General features: G+C 58.2%; 16 protein-coding genes and 2 pseudogenes. 9 read left to right on the top strand and 9 right to left on the bottom strand.

Annotated features, from left to right (window positions below; translation table 11 throughout):
• Positions 1–58: 58 nt before the first annotated feature.
• Entirely contained in the window at positions 59–1,732 is a 1,674-nt protein-coding gene (gene ilvD, locus FHT93_RS04860; RefSeq protein ID WP_183846404.1) for a dihydroxy-acid dehydratase, read from the top strand.
• A 204-nt stretch (positions 1,733–1,936) separates the two neighbouring features.
• Positions 1,937–3,643, top strand: coding sequence for an adenylate/guanylate cyclase domain-containing protein (locus FHT93_RS04865; RefSeq protein WP_183846406.1), 1,707 nt, complete (start codon positions 1,937–1,939; stop codon positions 3,641–3,643).
• Between the two features lie 234 nt (positions 3,644–3,877).
• On the opposite strand, the gene FHT93_RS04870 is transcribed toward FHT93_RS04865, so the two are convergent.
• The 4 genes and pseudogenes from FHT93_RS04870 to FHT93_RS04885 all read right to left on the bottom strand — a co-directional run.
• Positions 3,878–5,737: a DUF3732 domain-containing protein gene (locus FHT93_RS04870; protein WP_183846408.1), complete on the bottom strand. Its 1,860-nt coding sequence runs from the start codon at positions 5,735–5,737 to the stop codon at positions 3,878–3,880.
• Positions 5,734–6,180 (bottom strand): three component ABC system middle component, encoded by a 447-nt coding sequence (locus FHT93_RS04875; RefSeq protein WP_183846410.1) that lies wholly within the window; start codon positions 6,178–6,180, stop codon positions 5,734–5,736. The genes FHT93_RS04870 and FHT93_RS04875 overlap by 4 nt, the downstream gene beginning before the upstream one ends.
• Positions 6,177–7,277 carry a hypothetical protein gene (locus tag FHT93_RS04880; RefSeq protein ID WP_348649759.1) on the bottom strand — a complete coding sequence of 367 codons (1,101 nt, stop codon included), beginning with the start codon at positions 7,275–7,277 and terminating at the stop codon, positions 6,177–6,179. The genes FHT93_RS04875 and FHT93_RS04880 overlap by 4 nt, the downstream gene beginning before the upstream one ends.
• Before the next feature lie 740 nt (positions 7,278–8,017).
• Positions 8,018–8,197: pseudogene (locus tag FHT93_RS04885) on the bottom strand (HlyD family type I secretion periplasmic adaptor subunit); the annotation flags it as partial.
• A 115-nt stretch (positions 8,198–8,312) separates the two neighbouring features.
• Between FHT93_RS04885 and FHT93_RS04890 the strand changes: the two are divergent.
• The 5 genes and pseudogenes from FHT93_RS04890 to FHT93_RS04905 all read left to right on the top strand — a co-directional run bounded on the left by FHT93_RS04890 (position 8,313) and on the right by FHT93_RS04905 (position 11,886).
• Complete coding sequence (locus tag FHT93_RS04890; RefSeq protein WP_246781543.1) at positions 8,313–8,561, top strand: hypothetical protein; 249 nt, start codon at positions 8,313–8,315, stop codon at positions 8,559–8,561.
• Between the two features lie 10 nt (positions 8,562–8,571).
• A pseudogene (locus tag FHT93_RS35485) lies at positions 8,572–8,807 on the top strand (transposase domain-containing protein); the annotation flags it as partial.
• 117 nt (positions 8,808–8,924) lie between these two features.
• A complete protein-coding gene (locus tag FHT93_RS04895; protein ID WP_183846414.1) occupies positions 8,925–10,760 on the top strand; it encodes a PAS domain S-box protein in 1,836 nt (611 codons plus the stop codon).
• Positions 10,761–10,933: 173 nt separating this feature from the next.
• Positions 10,934–11,380 carry a DUF2721 domain-containing protein gene (locus FHT93_RS04900; protein ID WP_113116331.1) on the top strand — a complete coding sequence of 149 codons (447 nt, stop codon included), beginning with the start codon at positions 10,934–10,936 and terminating at the stop codon, positions 11,378–11,380.
• Between the two features lie 140 nt (positions 11,381–11,520).
• Positions 11,521–11,886, top strand: coding sequence for a hypothetical protein (locus FHT93_RS04905; protein WP_183846416.1), 366 nt, complete (start codon positions 11,521–11,523; stop codon positions 11,884–11,886).
• Positions 11,887–11,979: 93 nt separating this feature from the next.
• Here the strand turns inward: FHT93_RS04905 and FHT93_RS04910 are convergent, their stop codons facing one another.
• Both FHT93_RS04910 and FHT93_RS04915 read right to left on the bottom strand, forming a co-directional pair.
• Complete coding sequence (locus tag FHT93_RS04910) at positions 11,980–12,558, bottom strand: AAA family ATPase (RefSeq protein ID WP_183846418.1); 579 nt, start codon at positions 12,556–12,558, stop codon at positions 11,980–11,982.
• A 176-nt stretch (positions 12,559–12,734) separates the two neighbouring features.
• Positions 12,735–13,535: a helix-turn-helix transcriptional regulator gene (locus FHT93_RS04915; RefSeq protein WP_183846419.1), complete on the bottom strand. Its 801-nt coding sequence runs from the start codon at positions 13,533–13,535 to the stop codon at positions 12,735–12,737.
• 74 nt (positions 13,536–13,609) lie between these two features.
• Between FHT93_RS04915 and FHT93_RS04920 the strand changes: the two genes are divergently transcribed.
• Positions 13,610–14,551 (top strand): NmrA family NAD(P)-binding protein, encoded by a 942-nt coding sequence (locus FHT93_RS04920; protein ID WP_183846421.1) that lies wholly within the window; start codon positions 13,610–13,612, stop codon positions 14,549–14,551.
• 165 nt (positions 14,552–14,716) lie between these two features.
• On the opposite strand, the gene plsY is transcribed toward FHT93_RS04920, so the two are convergent.
• On the bottom strand, positions 14,717–15,373 hold the full coding sequence (plsY, locus tag FHT93_RS04925; protein ID WP_183846423.1) for a glycerol-3-phosphate 1-O-acyltransferase PlsY: 657 nt from the start codon (positions 15,371–15,373) through the stop codon (positions 14,717–14,719).
• 253 nt (positions 15,374–15,626) lie between these two features.
• Here plsY and FHT93_RS04930 point away from each other — a divergent pair, with 253 nt between their 5' ends.
• On the top strand, positions 15,627–16,928 hold the full coding sequence (locus FHT93_RS04930; RefSeq protein ID WP_183846425.1) for a serine hydrolase domain-containing protein: 1,302 nt from the start codon (positions 15,627–15,629) through the stop codon (positions 16,926–16,928).
• A gap of 183 nt (positions 16,929–17,111) precedes the next feature.
• Here the strand turns inward: FHT93_RS04930 and FHT93_RS04935 are convergent, their stop codons facing one another.
• Complete coding sequence (locus FHT93_RS04935) at positions 17,112–17,810, bottom strand: HAD family phosphatase (protein WP_113211773.1); 699 nt, start codon at positions 17,808–17,810, stop codon at positions 17,112–17,114.
• Between the two features lie 224 nt (positions 17,811–18,034).
• Positions 18,035–18,733, bottom strand: coding sequence for an SDR family oxidoreductase (locus FHT93_RS04940; protein WP_183846427.1), 699 nt, complete (start codon positions 18,731–18,733; stop codon positions 18,035–18,037).
• Positions 18,734–18,856 lie beyond the last annotated feature (123 nt).

Consider the following 18,856-nt stretch of genomic DNA (forward strand, 5'->3'; position numbering starts at 1 on the left):
TCTCAGCGTATTTGCCTTCCGACACGCTATAGTCGCGGCTGGCTAGCGGGAGGCGCTCATGGCTGACAACGACCGTTCACGGCATATTACCCAAGGCATTGCCCGTTCCCCCAATCGCGCGATGTACTATGCGCTGGGTTATGCGAAAGCCGATTTCGACAAGCCGATGATCGGCATCGCCAACGGGCACTCGACGATCACGCCATGCAATGCCGGACTCCAGCCGCTTGCCGATGCGGCAGTCGCCGCCATCAAGGCGGCCGGAGCCAATCCGCAGACCTTCGGCACGCCGACCATATCGGACGGCATGGCCATGGGAACGGAGGGCATGAAATATTCCCTCGTCTCGCGCGAGGTCATCGCCGATTGCGTGGAGACCTCGGTGCAGGGCCAGTGGATGGACGGCGTTCTCGTGATCGGCGGATGCGACAAGAACATGCCGGGCGGCATGATCGGCATTCTCCGCGCCAACGTTCCGTCCATCTATGTCTATGGCGGCACCATCAAGCCCGGTCGCTGGAAGGACCAGAGCCTTTCCATCGTCTCCGCTTTCGAGGCCGTCGGCGCTTACATCGCCGGGAGGATGAGCGCCGAGGATTTCGAGGGTATCGAGCGCAATGCCTGCCCGACAACGGGATCCTGCGGCGGCATGTACACCGCAAACACCATGAGTTCGTCCTTCGAGGCGCTCGGCATGTCGCTGCTCTACTCCTCCAACATGGCCAATCCCGATCAGGAGAAGATCGACAGCACGGTCGAGTCCGCGCGCGTCCTGGTGGACGCCGTAAGGGCCGGCATCCGGCCGCGCGACATCGTCACGCGCAAGTCGATTGAAAATGCCGTGGCGCTGATCATGGCCACCGGAGGTTCGACGAATGCGGTGCTGCACTATCTCGCCATTGCCCATGCGGCCGAGGTGGAATGGACGCTGGAGGATTTCGAGCGGATACGCCGCAAGGTGCCTGTCATCTGCGATCTCAAGCCATCCGGCCGCTACATGGCTGTCGATCTCCACTCTGCCGGCGGCATTCCCCAGGTTCTGAAGCTGCTGCTGAATGCCGGCCTCCTGCACGGCGACTGTCTGACGATCACCGGCAGGACGATAGCAGACGAACTCTCGGCCGTGCCCGACGAGCCGTCTGCCGACCAGGAGGTGATCCGGTCGCTCGCAGCGCCACTCTATCGCGAGGGACATCTCGCAATCCTCACTGGCAATCTGGCGGAAGGCGGCGCGGTGGCAAAGATCAGTGGCCTCAAGAGCCCGGTCATGACAGGCCCGGCGCGCGTCTTCGACGACGAGCAATCCGCTATGGACGCTATTTTGTCGGACAGGATCAGGGCCGGCGATATCATGGTCCTGCGTTACCTCGGGCCGAAGGGCGGTCCGGGAATGCCGGAAATGCTTGCCCCGACATCGGCCATCGTCGGACGTGGCCTTGGCGAAAGCGTCGGCCTCATCACCGATGGACGCTTTTCCGGCGGCACATGGGGCATGGTGGTCGGGCATGTCACACCCGAAGCCTTCGAGGGCGGAACGATCGCACTTGTCCACGAGGGCGACCAGATCACCATCGACGCCCATCGCCAGCTTCTGCAGCTCGACGTCCCCGATGAAGAGATTGCGCGACGCAGAAGCCTCTGGGTCCAGCCTCCACCGCGCTACAGGCGCGGCGTCCTCGCCAAGTTCGCGGCCCTGGTCCGACCGGCGAACGAGGGAGCCGTGACGGGCTGAGGCCCGCTTCGACCGTAAGGCACCCGCCGGGCAAGACCACCGACTGGTGGCATTGCTGATCCTCATTCGCAATCTCGACGCCGTCGGTCACAAGGACCACGGCTCGATGGAGGTGGAGAGCGCCTGGACTTGCCCCCTGCCCCTTGTTGACTCACCGACGGTTGAACAATAACTTGCTAATTCGGTCGTTAGGCTTGTCCTCACATGACGGATCAATCTCTTCAGCGTCGCCTTGCCGCCATCGTCGTTGCCGATGTGGTGGGATATTCACGCCTGATGGAGGCAGATGAAGTCGCAACGCTGGAGAACCTCAGGGAACTCCGTTCCGGCACGATCGAACCGGCGGTGATGCGCCACAAGGGCCGCATCTTCAAGGTCATGGGCGACGGCTTCCTGATCGAATTCGGCAGCGCGGTGGAAGCGGTCGCAGCAGCGCTGGAAATGCAGCTGGCCAACGCTGCCGTCGAGGCTTCCGGAGACCGGCGCCTGCTCTTGCGCATAGGCGTCAATCTGGGAGATGTCATCGACGAGGGTTCAGACGTCCTCGGCGACGGGGTCAATGTCGCGGCGCGCCTCGAGAGACTGGCCGCGCCGGGAGGCATCTGCATTTCATCCAGCGTTCACGGCGAGATCCTCGGCAAGATCGACGACCGGTTCTTCGATGCAGGCGAACGCTACCTGAAGAACCTCACTCGCCCGGTCCACGTGTGGCATTGGCCGGATGCGCTGCAGAGCATATTGCCGCTGCCGGAAAATCCCTCGATCGCCGTATTGCCGTTCACCAACATGAGTGGGGATGAAACGGACGCGCCTTTCGTCGACGGCTTGACCGAAGACCTGATCACCGACCTTTCCCGCACGGCCGGCCTGTTCGTCATCGCGCGCAATTCCGTCTACGGCTACAAGGGCAAGCCGGTCAACGTGAAGCTGGTCGCCCAGGAACTCGGCGTCCGCTACGTCCTGGAGGGGAGCGCCAGACGCGCAATGGGCCGTGTCCGCATCAACGCCCAGCTGGTCGACACGCTTGCCGGTGGGCACTTGTGGGCCGAGAGGTTCGACAGGACCGTGGAAGATGTTTTCGAGCTGCAGGATGAAGTCAACGCCAAGATCGTCGAAGCCCTCGTCGGCCGGCTGACCATCCCGCCGCAGCGCAACCGGCCGAAGAATTTCGAGGCCTACGACCTGTGTGTGCGCGCCCGCCTCCTGACGGAAGAGTCGCCGCAAACCGAGCGTGAGGCCCATATGCTGCTCCAGCGCGCGCTCAAGCTGGAGCCATCCTATGCCGAGGCGCTCGGCCTGCTCGCCTATAACCGCTGGCTGGCCTGGACGCATTTCGGCGAGCCCGAAGATCCCAACCGGGAGATGGCGACGACATCGGCGCAGAAGGCGGTCGACCTCGACCCCAACGATGCCGGCTGCCGTTACGTCCTGGGGACCATCCTGGCTTATGAGCGGCGCTGGCAGGAATCGGAGGCCGCCTTCGCCAAGGCCCTGGAGCTGGACCCCAACCACGCCGACACCTGGGCCGCCATGTCGGACATTTCCGTGCTGGACGGCAGGATTGCCGACGGACTGGCGCAGATCGAAAAAGCCCTGCGGCTCAATCCCCGTCCGGCCTGCTGGTATCTTTGTCATCTTGGCCAGGCGCAATACGCCGCGCGTGACTATGAGGCGGCGGCCGCGACACTGCGCAGGGAAGACACCTATCGTACCAACTCACGCAAATTCCTGGCTGCCACGCTTGCGCAATTGGGCCACCAGGACGAGGCGCTGCGAGAAGCAGAATTGTTCCTGATCGCCCACCCTCATTTCACCATCGCCCATTGGCTCAACTCCCAGCCGCTGCGCGATGCATCTGTGAGGGACCACTTTGTCGACGGCTTTAGGAAGGCCGGCCTGCCGGAGATGTGACGGGAGGGGTGGCTAGGGCGGACAACGGCATGCCCGTGATAGATGACATCCATAGGTCGGATGTGGTTAGTCCGGTTCTCTCGAAAGGTGTCTAATAGCCGATGTTACCGCTCCCGAGCTCGTTGCTGTCGAAACGGCAGCGCTAGTCTAATCAAAAACGACCATCAAACACATTGCTGATATGGCGGTTTCAGATCAATTGCGGACATCGGCAGACGGTCGCGCCCGAAACGCCTAGCCCAGTCTGGAAACCGGGATTAGGGCGTTTCCATCTCGGAAAATTTCAACTAGGTGCACGTTTTTGAGCCCATCCCAATATCGCGGATTGATATGCTCAAAAACAATCATCTGGAACTCTTTACCCATTTCATTTGCCGTGGTGATGAACTGGTCCAAAAGCCCCAGTGCCAACTTCACCTTCGCGACGTCGCTCTCGTCGACATCCTTCCCACCCCCCTCGTCCTCCTGATCATCCTCGCCCCAGTATGGTCTGGAGAACTGATCGATTATCAGGAACGGAGCCACGTGAATGCCGTCGTTCCGCATTATCAATTCATGCAGGCCCAGGAAAAGGAAGAGGTGAAGGAACATGTGATTGGAACTGCTGCCGACGTTTTCGGTCGAAGCGGTCTTGGGCTTGCGCAGATGGAGCTTCTTTTCCGAATAGTTAAAGGCGGAACGATAATCGCCATAGTTGCCGAGCGCCGCCTTCGTCAGTGTGATGTATTCCTGGATCGCCTCATCCAACGCTCTGGTGAAAAGCTCTTTTCGGTCCTCGACAGGTGATACCGTAAGGTCTTCGATTTGAGCTTCCAAGTTTGCGATCAACTCGCTGTTGTCTGGAGCCTTGTCTGACTGTGGATCGCTATACAGCTCAAGCTTGGCCTTAGTCTCGCCGATGAAGATGTACTTATCTTTGTCGTTTTCGAAACTTTCCATTTCGGCAGGCAAGGCTTGAAGGTCCTTTTCGAGCTTCTCGCGCTGAGATTCCAGATCTTTGATGATTTCGGAAATGTTGCTGTCTAGCGGCGTCTTTCGAGCAGTGGCGTCCTTGATCTCCTGTAGGCCTTGGGAAAGGTTTTTGAGAATGTCGTCGAACACGGATGTCCGAACCGTCTCCTCAAAATTCCTCATCAGATATTCAACAGGCTGGAGGCTGTCTGCTGTTTCCTTAAGGGTCGCCTTGTGGTTCACATATTCCGACGAGAACCTGCGGAGCCCCCTGATCTTCCGAGAAACGCGGTATATCTGTGAGGAAATTTCTTCATATTTCGCAGACACGTGCAGGTCGGGACCACTTTCCCGCTCTGCCACCATTTGCCTCAACGCGGTGACTGAAGTATCAGCGTCGGTGTTCTCGGCAACGAGCCCGTATCCTTTTGCCCGTGCGACGGTTTCGGCCAGCTGAGCGTTAAACTGCTCGCGCTTCTCCTCCGTTCTCGCCGACAGCTTTTGCTGGCGGGCAAGGTTTCGCTCCAACTCTCCGCGCTTCTCCCGCTTCAGGATGTTCTCGACTGTGTCGATGCCCACAGCGATATCGAATATGCGGGGTAACGCCTCTTGGTAGCGGGCCTGATTCTGCTTGTCGAAGAACTGGTCGCTATGCGTGATGATGTCTTGCGAGATGGTGTTGAAGAGCAGGAAATACCGGAGGGACACTCTCGAATTGGCCTGCAGAGTTCGCCCACCAAAGGGTATTTTTACGTCTTGGTCGATGCCGAAATCAGCGCTCAATAGCTTCTTCAAGACGCTCTCGCTGATATTTGGGATTGGCGCCGAGTTTGGCACCTCTCCCGTTGAAGAGAAGTAATAATCGGGCGACGGTGCCGTCCCGATCGGCGCGCGTCTCGCAAGCAGGTAGATTTTATCGTTTACATGTATGCGCAGCCCGTACCAGGCGACATTTTCATTGATAATGCTCTCAGAAATCCGATGGTTACTCGCGAACATGCAGTAGTCGACAATGTCCAAGATCGCCGTCTTACCAGTGTGACTTTCGCCGGTAATCACGTTGACCTTGTTCGGCAAGAACGTAACGGACCGTCTCTGTTCGGTCTTCAGCCAGAGTTGCAGGCTTTCGATATGGAATTTCACAGTTCGATCCTCGCATTGAGGTAGAAAACATCAGCATTGCCCGAGACCAACGCAGCTATGTTGGCTGACGCACGCTGGACGCGCTCGGCGCGTTTGCCCATGGACGCATCGAAGGGTAAGGCAGACGCGGCGACCGCCCCGTTATCTTTCAGTTGAACGACACCAATTTCACACAAAAGCTGAAGAGCATTCACCATAGGCGTCAACGACGCCGAGTATCGCTCATTGAAATTGTAGAAATATTCAATGTTATCGATTAGATACTGCTCAAAGCTGACGAAACGAAATCTGCGGTCAGCAAGCTTTTTCACCGTCTCGCGATGTGCAACAACGGGCAAGATCAAAGCGATTTTGGGAAGCGTTAGAAATCCAGCCTCTTTCAACACAGAAGATATAGCGAACGCATTGATACCAAGGTTATTGTAATATGAGCTAAACTTCACTTGTAGCGATCTTTCCAGTTACTCAACCAGCCGATCACCGGACGATCAGAAAGATCGTAGAATCCGCCATTGCTCATGGATAACGGAAGCTCCTGCGAAGCCAGCGTGAGCTTTCTCAGCCGCAAGTCCCCGAGAATCGCACGGGCAGATGCCCTCTCGTCGACGGCGGCCTGTTGGCCCGAATAAGTTTGGAGGAACTTGCCTTCCCACATAATGCTAGCTTCCTCCTCCAAATCGTCGATATCAGATTGAGTGATATCTCCGTCTTGGTTGAGCCGCTCCAAATTATCGCGAAAGTGCAGACGTCTGGTGGTGAACTTGGTGTGAAACTCGATGTTATCCGCCGCGACATCATCGATATCCACTAGTTGCCTGATGAACATCTGATCGGACAGATTGTCCGGCAGAACCGACGGAAACTCCCTAAAAAGCAGGGAGCCGCTCCGGGCCTTATCGAAATGCCGTCGGTATTTCTGGTTGAACTCGTCAAAGCTGATCGTGATCTTGTTGCCCGCCTTGACGGTGGCGAAGGAGTTTTGCCGCACCTCTGAGTCGACGGCGCTGAAAACGTCGTCAATTCGTGACTGGTGTATCTGCTTTTCAGCGATGGACGCTTTGCACAGATTGATGATCTCGTCCTTACCCAAGGCGAACGACAGCTGCTGAAAAAACCTCTCCGACACGGCGCTGTCGAGTGAGAGCACATCATTAATGTAACCCCGAATGACCAGGTCTTTGGTTTTCGCTTTAAGTGACGTGATATCAGCGACAAGCTCCGCATGACTCTTGGTGGCAGACTTGAAGGCTTCGATAGATATCAAGAGGGCGTTTTTGTCATTCTCCGACTTGTTGGACGCGAGCAGGAAGCTGGTCGTCTTAAGAAAGGCCAGCTGAGAATTCACCGACGCCCTTCCATCAGCCGGATCGATGATCAATTTGCACCAGTTCGAAATCGATTTCCAAAGGTCACTATCCAAGGTCGTAAGATTGATAGGCATTCCTTGCGTGCTCGTCTGAACGGTGTGTTTCAGCTGGACAAGTAGATTGGTGCCGTCGGGGCGCTCGACATGAACATCATCGAGAACTTCCAAGCCCACGACTTGGCCGCTCCTCAGATTTAGTAGCTCGTTGAGAAAGTAATAATACTGATAGTCGAAACCAATTGATTTATCTTCTGCACTAGTCGTATCGACCCGCGACCTTCCGCTCATGACCTACCAACAGAATTCCAGAAAACATGCCTCAAGTTGTCACACCGACACATAGCAGCTGCAAGTCGCTATTTCAATTTACCAACAATGGGTCTGGAGATCAGTTCCATGTCAATTTAACAGATTTGGTTGCTGATTTCGCCTTCTCGGGGATTGAGAAGGAAGATCTGGAGCTCTTTCTCGCTTGAATGATTCTCTTCCTGTCTAGAACCGGCAGGGCTCCGCAACTTTCGATCTAACTCAGTTCCGATCGTCTGAAATGTTCGAAAAGAAGGCGCAAAACTGTCCTTCAGCGAACCCTACCACGAAAGCCGCTTGCGCCCGAAAGCGACCGTGGCTGCCAGCGACTTCAATTTGGGCACCGACGCCCCACCTCCACGCCTCGTCCATGTGCTTGGGCTTGTTCCGGGGATCATCAAAGGGATTCCGCCTGCCCAAATCGCGGGCAAGAAGGGTTTCTTGCTAAGAGTGAGTCATCACCGCGCAGACGCGCGATGGATGGATTCCTGTGACAGGCACAGGAATGAGCCAGCTTGGGGCGGCGCCGGCGACCGCCTAAAACCAGCGCCGCCCCCATCCCCTGGGTGCGTCGCAGACCTCTCGCCCGCACGTCGCCGGCGGACCTCTCAGTTTGGTTCGCGGATCGCCTCAACCAGCCCGCGCAAGACTGGGTAGAGGAAATAGGACATCACCGTCCGGTTCCCGACCTTGGTTTCCGTCGAGACGGTCATGCGCGGCATCATCCGCACCGGCACATCAGAGGCATTCAGCCCTGTATCCGCGAGTAGGATGCGCGCCTTGAAGAAGGATTCCCGAACGCCAACGACACCCGCCGCGAAACTGCCCCCTGCCATTACATAGCTGCCTTGCATCATCGGAAGTATCCGTTTGCCCAAGAAGAGATCATAAGGCGCGTAGCTGATGTACATGAAAGTCTCCAAGATGGATTGGATCCCCGTAGTCCTCGTTATCTTCAAGCTTCTCGCATTGGGAATTGCCATGTTCTTCGCCATCAAGTGGCATTACGACCGAGGAGAAAAGGGCGAGAGGCGAGCGTTACTGCGCACGGGCGGCACGATGGTCGCAATGTTTGCGCTGGCGCTACTGGGCACGGGGCTCGTCGCCTTCGTCCTTGGCGGGATGCTTGGCCTGGACTTGAGCATGCCATGATCGCGTCGACAGTGTCGGGAGACTGACAAGACCGATAGCACTCTATCGGAAGAATGCTCTCTTCGCCGCGCACGAGGCAGCAGCGGAGAACCGGGCGACCGTCGCCTCGCCCATCGAAACCTCCAAGCTCGACGCTGGCGATCCGTTCGCCTACCTGTCCGCTACACTCACCGCTATCGTCAGCGGCCACAGAGCCAGATCGACGTGCTGATGCCGTGGAATTATCCGCGGCGGACAAGCGGCTGAAACCTGCTTTCGCCCAGACCGGACGTCGGCTTCGAAATAGCCGATCTACCATCGAGTTGTGTGATAAGTTGTGGCCTATCGACTTCGTGAGCGATGTCCTGCGCGAGGAGCTTGGCTGTGGCTGATGCACGAGAACTGGAGCGCCTCCTCTCGGACGCCAGGGCCGAGATCGACGTCTTGCGGCAGAGCGAGGCGAAGTTTCGTGCGGCGTTTGAAACCATGATCGAAGCCTGCTGCGTCTTCGACATGATCTACGACGACTTCGGCAGGCCTGTCGATTGGAGGATCGTAGAGGCCAATGCCGGATACGAACAGCAGAGCGGATTGAAGGATGTTGCAGGCAGGTTGGCCAGTGAATTCATGCCTGGAACGGAGCCATACTGGATTGAAATGTTCGGCAGGGTGGTTGAGACCGGAGTAGCCGAGCAGATTGAAAAGTGGCACCAGCCCACCGGACGATGGGTTCACAGCTCTACCGCACGCGTCGGCGGCTCTGGAAGCCGGCGCCTGGTCAGCGTCTTCTATGACATCACCGAACGCAAACGCGCCGAGATCGCCCTGCGTGAAAGCGAAAACAGGTTTCAGCAGTTTGCCAATGCGTCCTCATCCGGCCTCTGGATCAGAGACGCAGAAACGTTGAGAATGGAATTCGTCAGCCCCTCCATCGCGACGATCTATGGCACCGAACCGGACGCGCTCCTCGGCGACATCAAATACTGGGCCGCGATGGTCCTGCCCGAGGATCGGGAGACCGCAGGCCATCACATAGAGCAGGCCTGTCATGGTGACCCTGCGATTCACGAGTTCCGCATTCGGCGAGACGACGGTTCATTCCGCTGGATCAGGGACACGGATTTCCCCCTCTTTGACGAGAACGGCAATGTGCAGCGCGTTGGCGGCATCGCGGAAGATGTCACCGAAACAAAGATGGCCGTCGAGCACCAGGGCGTCCTGCTGCATGAACTGCAGCATAGGGTGCGCAACATCATGGCGGTGATCCGCTCCATAGCCGTCAGGTCTGCGGATGGGGCTGCGGATGTGGAAGACTACAAGACATCCCTTGCTGGACGTCTTCTGGCCCTGGCCCGGGTCCAGACCCTCCTCACGCGCCAGGCCAATGCGGGCGGATGGATGCGTGACATCCTCGAAAGCGAAATCGGGGCACAAGCGCACTCCGAAAATCAGTATGAACTGACAGGCCCCGACATCATGCTATCCCCCAAGGCCGTGGAAGTTCTAACCCTCGCCTTCCATGAACTATCGACCAACGCCCTGAAATACGGCGCGCTCTCGGTCAGCAGGGGAAAGGTGACTGTCACCTGGACCCTTTTCGAAAAGCGGGAAAAAACCTGGATCGCAATCGACTGGGTCGAAGAAGGCGCGCCATCGCGTGCCCCGCCGACCCGCCGCGGCTTCGGCTCGGAGCTCATCGAGGCCAGGATTCCCTACGAACTGCGGGGCACTGGAAAGACAACGATCGAGCCCGAGGGAGCCAGATGTCATATCGAGTTTCCGCTTCGCGAAGCTGAGAGCATTCTGGAAACCGATGCGCCCGTACCGACGCGGCTATACGGAGGAACTGTCGATATGACCGGAGCACCTGATCTGAGCGGCAAGACGATCCTCGTCGTGGAAGACGACTATTACGTTGCGTCGGACACTGCCGCTGCTCTGCGCGGCGCGGGCGCGATCGTTCTTGGACCCTCTCCCACAGCGGAGGACGCAGCACATCTGCTCGAACATGAGACCCCGACCTCGGTCGTTCTCGACCTGAATCTCGGCGGCGGGGGCCCGAAGTTCGAAATCGCGCATCGATTGCTGGAGCGCGGCATACCGTTCGTCTTTCTCACGGGATACGATCCGGACGTGATCCCCGATGACCTCGCCAATATCAAGCGCCTGCAAAAACCGATTGCGCTGCGCGAAGTCGTGGAGGCCGTCAGCAGGCTCTGATGCCCCAATACGGATGACCGCAACAGGCGCAAGGCGGCCAACCCTGAATCTCGGCTGCCGGCCCAATGCCGACCTCACGTGAGCCTTTCAGAGTTCGCTTTTTCGATTTGCCTTCGTGGAAGCACCCATCGTATGGATTTCCTGTTGCAGCATCGAATTGATACGGAATCCATATGGACACCCCGCCGATCATAGTCGACTACGCTCAGGTAATCCAAACCTCCCTTGCCCCGGTATTCCTGCTCGCTGGTACAGCGGCGTTTGTCGGAATCTACGTCACCCGTCTAGGGCGCGTGTCGGACAGGCTGAACGAGGCAACGGACACTCACCTCCCCCGAGAGAACCGGTTGCATCAGCTCGTCTATCTGCGAAGCCGGACTTTGATCCTCGAGGCCGCGGTCATACTTGGCGTGGTCGCCGGCATTTGTACCTGTTGCGCAATCCTCAACCTTCTTTCGGGCGCGCTGGCAATCCGGCTCCGGCCAGAAAATCTCGTGTGGTTCTTTGGTGGCGCGATCGTTTCCCTGATGTCTTCGTTGGCAGCCTTTCTGTTTGAACTCATCGTGTCGGGCCACAGCATGCTGCGACAGATCAGGATGGATCGAGATCGGGGTAGCTGAGGCATTCCGCAAGGACGCGTGCTGATCAAGGAAGTCGTTCGCCTGCTGTATGTCATATCGAGTTTCCGCTTCGCGAAGCTGAGAGCATTCTGGAAACCGATGCGCCCGTACCGACGCGGCTATATGGAGGAACTGTCGATATGACCGGAGCACCTGACCTGAGCGGCAAGACGATCCTCGTCGTGGAAGACGACTATTATGTTGCGTCGGACACTGCCGCTGCTCTGCGCGGAGCCGGCGCGATCGTTCTTGGACCCTCTCCCACAGCGGAGGACGCAGCACATCTGCTCGAACATGAGACCCCGACCTCGGTCGTTCTCGACCTGAATCTCGGCGGTGGGGGCCCGAAGTTCGAAATCGCGCATCGATTGCTGGAGCGCGGCATACCGTTCGTCTTTCTCACGGGATACGACCCGGACTTGATCCCTGATGACCTCGCCAATATCAAGCGCCTGCAAAAACCGATTGCGCTGCGCGAAGTCGTGGAAGCGGTCAGCAGGCTCTGATGCCCCAATGCGGATGACCGCAACAGGCGCAAGGCGGCCAACCCTGAATGTCGGCTGTCGGCCCAATGCGGACCTAAATGACACCTAGTGGGATCAGACAGACCCAGCAGCGCTAAGGCTGTCCACGTGATCCCGAATTGCTGCGGCACTTTCTAAAGGCGAGGCAAAAGTCACATCCAAGGTGAGCGCGTGCTGGTTTGGGATGTTAAGAACCACGGCCTTCTGGCTTCGGCCCCTTGAAGCCTCAACATTGATTGATTTCAAATGCTCCCGGCGCTCAGGGGATGAAACGCGACGTGCTAATTCGTCTTCGGCACAAAGCAGTCTAACTGGGACAAAAAGCGCATCGCACTTTCTGGCTGCATCAACAAACTGGCGGTAGGTCTGGGCGCTCCTTTCGTCTCCTTCGACACCCGCATGGGTGAAGATGAAATTTGCGGTGGGAGAGCTGTATTTAGCGATTGCGTCCAAGACGGTCTGCCGGACCTTTCCGGTATATTCCCATATTCCTTCTGGAAGCGGAGCGGTCCCGTCCTCATCCACAAGACGCAATATCGGATTGTTGAACCAGTGATTATCGACAACCTTTGCGGAGATAAGCAAACCGAGTTCTTTGGCGATTGTCAGTTTACCGACACCTGGGAACCCGATCAGCACCACGAAAATACTCATCGCCGCAACTCCCTTTGCATCATCCACATGAAATCAAACGGAGACTAGGCGACGTCTCGTATATCGCGCAATGACCGCAATTGGCGCAAGGTGGTCAAGACCGCCTCCGGCCCTTTGCTGCCGTCCGAGGTCGATCCGGGGAATGTGCGGCATGTGCCGGAATGCGCTGACGCAAATCAGCTCGCGAAGTAGCGCGTCGGCGTTGTGCCCAATGCCTTCTTGAACATCACGATAAAGGCGGTAACGGATTCATATCCCAGGTCGCTCGACACCCTCTGGACCGTCGCGCCGCTGGCCAGTTCGCGCAACGCGATGACGAGGTGCAGTTGCCGCCGCCATCGGCCGAAGGTCAGTCCCGTTTCCTGGACCATCAGCCGCTTCAGGGATCGCTCGCTCATGGCAACGTGTGCCGCCCAATCGACCAGGGTGCGACGGTCGCTCGGGTCAGCCATCAGCGCAGCAGTGATCGCGGCGATCTTGGGATGGCTGGACGCGGGCAAGTCCAGCCCCTGTATCGGCATTTGCGCGAGTTCATCCAGCAAGACCCGCACCATGCGGCCGACATGATCGTCCGGAGCCGAATTGACCGGTACATCCGCCAGCCGGAGGATCATCTCGCGCAGCATCGGCGACACGGACAGAGTGCAGCACTCCCGCGGCAGACTGGCCGCTTCGGGCTGAACGAACAGATAGGACAGGCGTGCGTTGGACGTGACCTGGTTGCTGTGGGGCACGCCGCCGGGTATCCAGATTCCGCAGTCTGGCGGGACAATCCAGATGCCATTCTCCGTCCTGCATGTGACGGCCCCGTGCAGGGCCAGGATGAGCTGCCCTTCCCTGTGCTGGTGCTGGGGCACTTCAGCCTCATAGTCGCTGAAGTCGAGGCGGACGGCGATGGCCGGGCGATCCGACCAGTCGGGATCAAACTCGTCGTAGCAGGAAGGCAGTTTTGCGGATTGGCCCGATTTCGAGATCATTTGGCATTATCTCCAAATTCGTACGGACAGCAATAGTCTACACCTCGGTGACCAACAACCGAAAGGAGACTGTCATGCGAATTTCCGTCGTCGGCGCCACGGGACGAGTCGGCGCCAAACTGACCCGGACCCTGCTGAGATCAGGGCATCAGGTCAGAGCACTGTCGAGAGGCGGCCCGGCGCTTGACGCACTGGTCGAGCTCGGAGCAGAGCCATTCCTCGGAAGCTTCGACACCGGAGCGGGAGAGCTCGACCGGTTTTTCCAGGGTGCGGATGCCGCGTTCCTGATGGTCAAGACCGATTGGAACAACATCGCGGGACACTACCCCGCCGTTGCCCGGCGTTTTGTCGATGCGCTCGAAAGATCCTCCGTCAAACTGGCCGTCAGCCTGACGGCCATGGGTTCGGACGTGAAGGGGAAAACGGGTCATTTCGAGTGCTTCCACGATCTGGACGAAAAGCTCAACGAACTCGGCAATATCGATCTGGTCCACCTGCGCGCCGCCTGGTTCATGGATGACGTATCGGCGTGGACGGGCCCGGTTGCCAGATACGGTCGCATTGCCTGGTTCTGCAAACCCGAGTTGAAGATGCCCTGGGTGGCGACCGATGACATCGCATCGCTGGCAGCGAAGGAACTGACCAATCCGAGGGGCAGACACCGCGTCTATCTCGAAGTCGGCTCGGAAGATGTCTCGATGAACGAACTGGCCGCGATCATTGGCAGGGAAATCGGCAGGCCGGTGGAGTACCGATACATCGAGACGACCCGCAAGGACGTGGAGGCCGAATTTCTGGCGCGGTTCGGGACGCCGGAGAAATGGCAGGACGACACCCTGAGCGCCGACGCGTTGAACAACGGCATCGTAAGGTTCCATGGGGAGCACGAGGATCGCCCGAAATTGCCCACGACGATGGAGGCGTTCATCGGTGACGTCTGGAAGCCGCGCTACCTGGAAGCGGTCAGAGCGGGAGACCAGCGAGAGACGTTTTCCATGTGGGCCGCCAGGGACTAGCGCTGGTTCTCTTGAATTGTCCCGGCAATTTTCTGTCCTTACCGGACGCTACCGCAAACTATTTTATTGCGGTGGCCATATGACCGCAATTGGCGCAAGGCGGCCAAGCCCAAAGTCGGCTGTCGGCCCGAAGCGGACAAGCCGTAGGGTCGGACAACCTCCCATTCACTTCCCCTGTCCCAACCGTGGCTCTGTACCTGCAACGAGCCTTTGAATGTTGGCCTGATGCCGAACAACGACGTAAAGCCCGCCAACAACTACGAGCAGTCGATAAGGAGTCGGGTGCTCCAGGCCGAAGACGAGCACGATGGCGGTTAGTGCGGCAAGAATCGAACTGAATGAAACGAGACGGAAGGCCGCGAGCGTCAGAATCCATACGGCCGCTGCGCCAAGCCCCACAGGAACAGAGATCGCCAATAACACGCCAAGACCAGTTGCCGCAGACTTTCCGCCCCTGAACCCCAACCATATTGAACGGCCATGGCCAAACAGCACCGCTAGGCCAGCAACACAGGTATACCAAGGCACTAAATACTGGGGGGCAATGTCCGGCGATGATGTGAACGATGGCTGCGCGATCAGCCAGGAACAGTAGCGGGCGGCGAAGAGTATTGCGGCTGCGCCCTTCAGGACATCTACGACAAGCACACAGAAAGCTGGCCCTTTACCCAAGGTGCGCAATACGTTTGTCGCGCCGGTGGATTTCGACCCGTATTCCCTTATGTCAATGCCGCGAAGCATCCTTCCCATGAGGTATCCCGTTGGGATCGAACCGAGAAGATAAGCGATGAGCAATCCGCTACTGAGTGCAATCCAAACCATAAGACTACCCGCTGCCGCCATCTCTAATAAGAGCGTTAGGGCATCCCTTCGGCACCAACGTCAAGTCTGCAATCGGCGTAAGGTTGCTCGAATATGGATGGCAGCTATCGGCCCCAAGCGGACATAGATGGTCGCCTTGACCCAAGGCCTCCGTCGCCACATTCAATTTGTCATTGCCTGCGGGAGGTCGAGAATTCCTCCCGATTGACCGCCCCCCAGTTGTCGTGTCTATTTGTCACCAGCATCCCGGCCCATGGCGTTTTGCCAGCTGGGCCAGTATTTTATTCCCGATCTGTCACGTTCATTTCAAGAATGGCTAACTTCCCGGAGGGGCGGCGCGATCATGGAACTGGCTAGATGTCGAGGACTCGCCGCAGCAATCGTCCTTTTTGCCACGGGCACGGCGTTTGCCGGCGAAACGCCCACGCAAACTCAGCGCGTACAGAAAGCGCTGGACGCCTGGCTCGCGGAACGCTCACCGCTCGAGGGTGTCACCGGCATCGCCGCCTATGTCAGCCTTGGCGCATCGGGTCCGAACATCGAAGCCTTTGCAGGCAAGACCGGAAGAGCCGATGACGATCCGCCGGTAGACCAGAATACCCTCTTCGCCATGGGTAGCACGTCGAAGTCTTTCGCTGCCGCGGTGATCCTGAAACTCGAAGCCCAAGGGCTCCTCTCCATCGATGACACGGTCGGAAAGTGGTTGCCGCAATATCCCGCCTGGGGCGGCGTCAGCATCCGCCGCCTTCTCGATATGACCAGTGGTATCCCGAATTATTCCGAGACCGAATTCATCTCGCGTAGCTGGGTAGAGCAGCCGAAACGCGACTTGACAGCGGAAGAACTGATCGCCGCGGCATATCCCGACGGCAGCAACAACCTGCCGGTGACCGAAGGGTATCACTACTCCAACACCAACTACATTCTCGCCGGCCTGATCGCAGCCAAGGCGACGGGCAAGCCCTATCAGGAGCTTGTCCGTGAACTCGTGATCGAGCAGCACGGCCTCCACTCCACCTTCTACTCTCCGGGGGCCTACCCACCGGACGTGATCGCCCGGCTGGCGCACGGCTATTTCGAAAACACCGCTTGCGCCGAATACCAGCCGTCCGACTGCAAGGAAAGTTGGAACAAGCCGATGATCGGTCGCGACGTGCGCGAAGACAGCACCTCCTGGGCTCAGGCCGCGGGCGGCGCGATCTCCAACGCGCGCGATGTTACCCGCTGGATGCGCGCCGTGTTCGAAGGCCGTGTGGTGCCGCCCAAGCAACAGGCCGAATGGATGTCGATGGTTTCGACCAAGACAGGTGAACCGATCACGCAGGTCAGCGAGGAGCATCCTCAGGGCTTTGCCCTCGGCCTCGTGCAGGGCATGATACCGGGCGGCCCGGCCTGGTTCTATCAGGGAATGACCCTGGGCTATCGCACTCTGTATGTGTGGTACGAGAAGGATGGCATTCTGATCACCGTACAGACCAACAGCCAGCCGGACGACGACGCAAACAAGCTTTCCGAGGCCGTCGAAGCAATCCATTCAGCGATCAAGACACAATAGACAATGGTCTCGACAAGGTTGGACGGCCGAATTGGCCCGAAGGGCAGTCGACGCTCACTTGAGAACACAGATTCCGTCCCGGAGGCAATCGATCTTGCGACGCTGGGCGCGGCCACGCGCGCTCGCTGATCAGCCCCACGACATATGCGCCCGGGCCTGTCGCCCAAAGCCGACGCAATCCCTTCACGCCAAAGTACCATCAGCCGAGGCCGCGAGGATCAGCTCGCAGACGGCGTTGAGGTCGCTGACAATACCGGTGCAGAGGGATTGGATTTCCGGCGTTGGGTGAAGAAGGTCGGGGACCATGAAGGTCATCATTCCGGCCGCGGAGGCAGAGCGAACGCCATTGTGGGAATCTTCCAGCGCGAGGCACAGGGCGGGATTGACGCCCAGTCTCTTCGCGGCAGTCAGGAACGGATCGGGCATGGGTTTGCTTGCCGCATAGTCTCCGTATGCAATGACCGCATCGAAACGGCCTTCCAGACCATGAGCCGAAAGATGGCTCCGGACGGTAGAGTGGGACGACGACGTTGCGATGCCTCGCGGCAGTTCGAGCTGATCGAGGACATCAAGGAGTTCGAGGACGCCGGGCTTCAGCTGGAGTTCGCTCGCCGCCAGCGCCGTGAAATGGGCCATCACCGCTTCCCCATATTGATCAACCGGGAAATCCGGTCCCATCTGCTCCAGGATCAGAAGTCTGTTGCTGGCCCAGGGTACCCCTATCGTGCCCTGGATCAGCGTTATCGGCAGGTTGAGCCCCTCCGCGCCTGACGCCGCGAGAAACGCTTGTTGATAGAGAGCTTCCGTATCGAAGATCAGCCCGTCCATGTCGAAGATCACGGCGGCGGGGATGTGAGGCAGCGTCATCGTTTGTCCATGCATGTATTTTCCTGCGTCGCAGTCATAAGCAAAAGCCGTGAAAGTTGGATCGTTCTTTTTCGATCTGGCGGGAAGTAATGCGTATAGCGCGGTACCCTGGGCACTTTGTCAAACGCCCAATCGGCGGTTCGCCTTTCGAACGACATGGTTGGGCCGCTGTCGGCCCTCAGTGGTCATCTCCAGATGGACGTGATTTCAGCGGCCGGAACGGCCCCGTTTGGCCTCGTTCAGCGACCGGCGCTCTGGCCACCGTCGACATGCAGGATTTCACCGGTGACGAACTCGGCCGAATCCAGGAACACGACGGCGCTTGCGACCTCGCCTGCTTCACCCATGCGGCCCAGGGGGTGGAAAGTGCCCAGCATTTCGTGATGTTCTTCAGGATGCATCGGTGTCTTGGTAACACCCGGCGCGACGGCGTTCACACGGATACCCTTCTTGGCATACTCGATCGCCAGCACACGCGTGACAGCATTCAGGCCACCCTTGGTAAGCGCCGCCAGCGCCATGTGACCGCCGCTGATACCGTTGTCGATGCTGCCGGTGATATTCAACACATGGCCGCTCGAATGCTTCTCCATTTCGGCGATGGCCAGCTTGGTGATGTGGAAGAAGCCAGCCATGTTCACATTCATGACGGCATTGTAGTCTTCGATGCTGTTTTCGGTGAACGGCTTGCCGATGAAGATCCCGGCGTTGTTCACCAGCGTGTCGACTCGGCCAAATCGTGCGACAGCCTCTGAAATGACGCGCTGGGCGGTTGCGGGATCACCGATATCTCCGGCGACAGTCACGATGTTTGGATCTTCCGACGGCTCGATCGTTCGCGAAGTTGCAACAATGCGGTAGTCGAGTTTCCGGAATGCCTTGACGATTTCAGCGCCAATGCCCTGCGAAGCGCCAGTGACGATAACAACTTTGGTCATGATCTTGTCTTTCCGTAAAATATCCTCGGTGCGGTTGCGCATGGAATGCGGTCGGACCGTGCTGAAGCCGACATATTGTTTGTTTCGCCGCCCGTGATAAGGAATCCCGATTCAAAAGCACTT

The organism is Rhizobium sp. BK379 (genome assembly GCF_014193955.1).
Classification (GTDB): Bacteria; Pseudomonadota; Alphaproteobacteria; order Rhizobiales; family Rhizobiaceae; genus Rhizobium.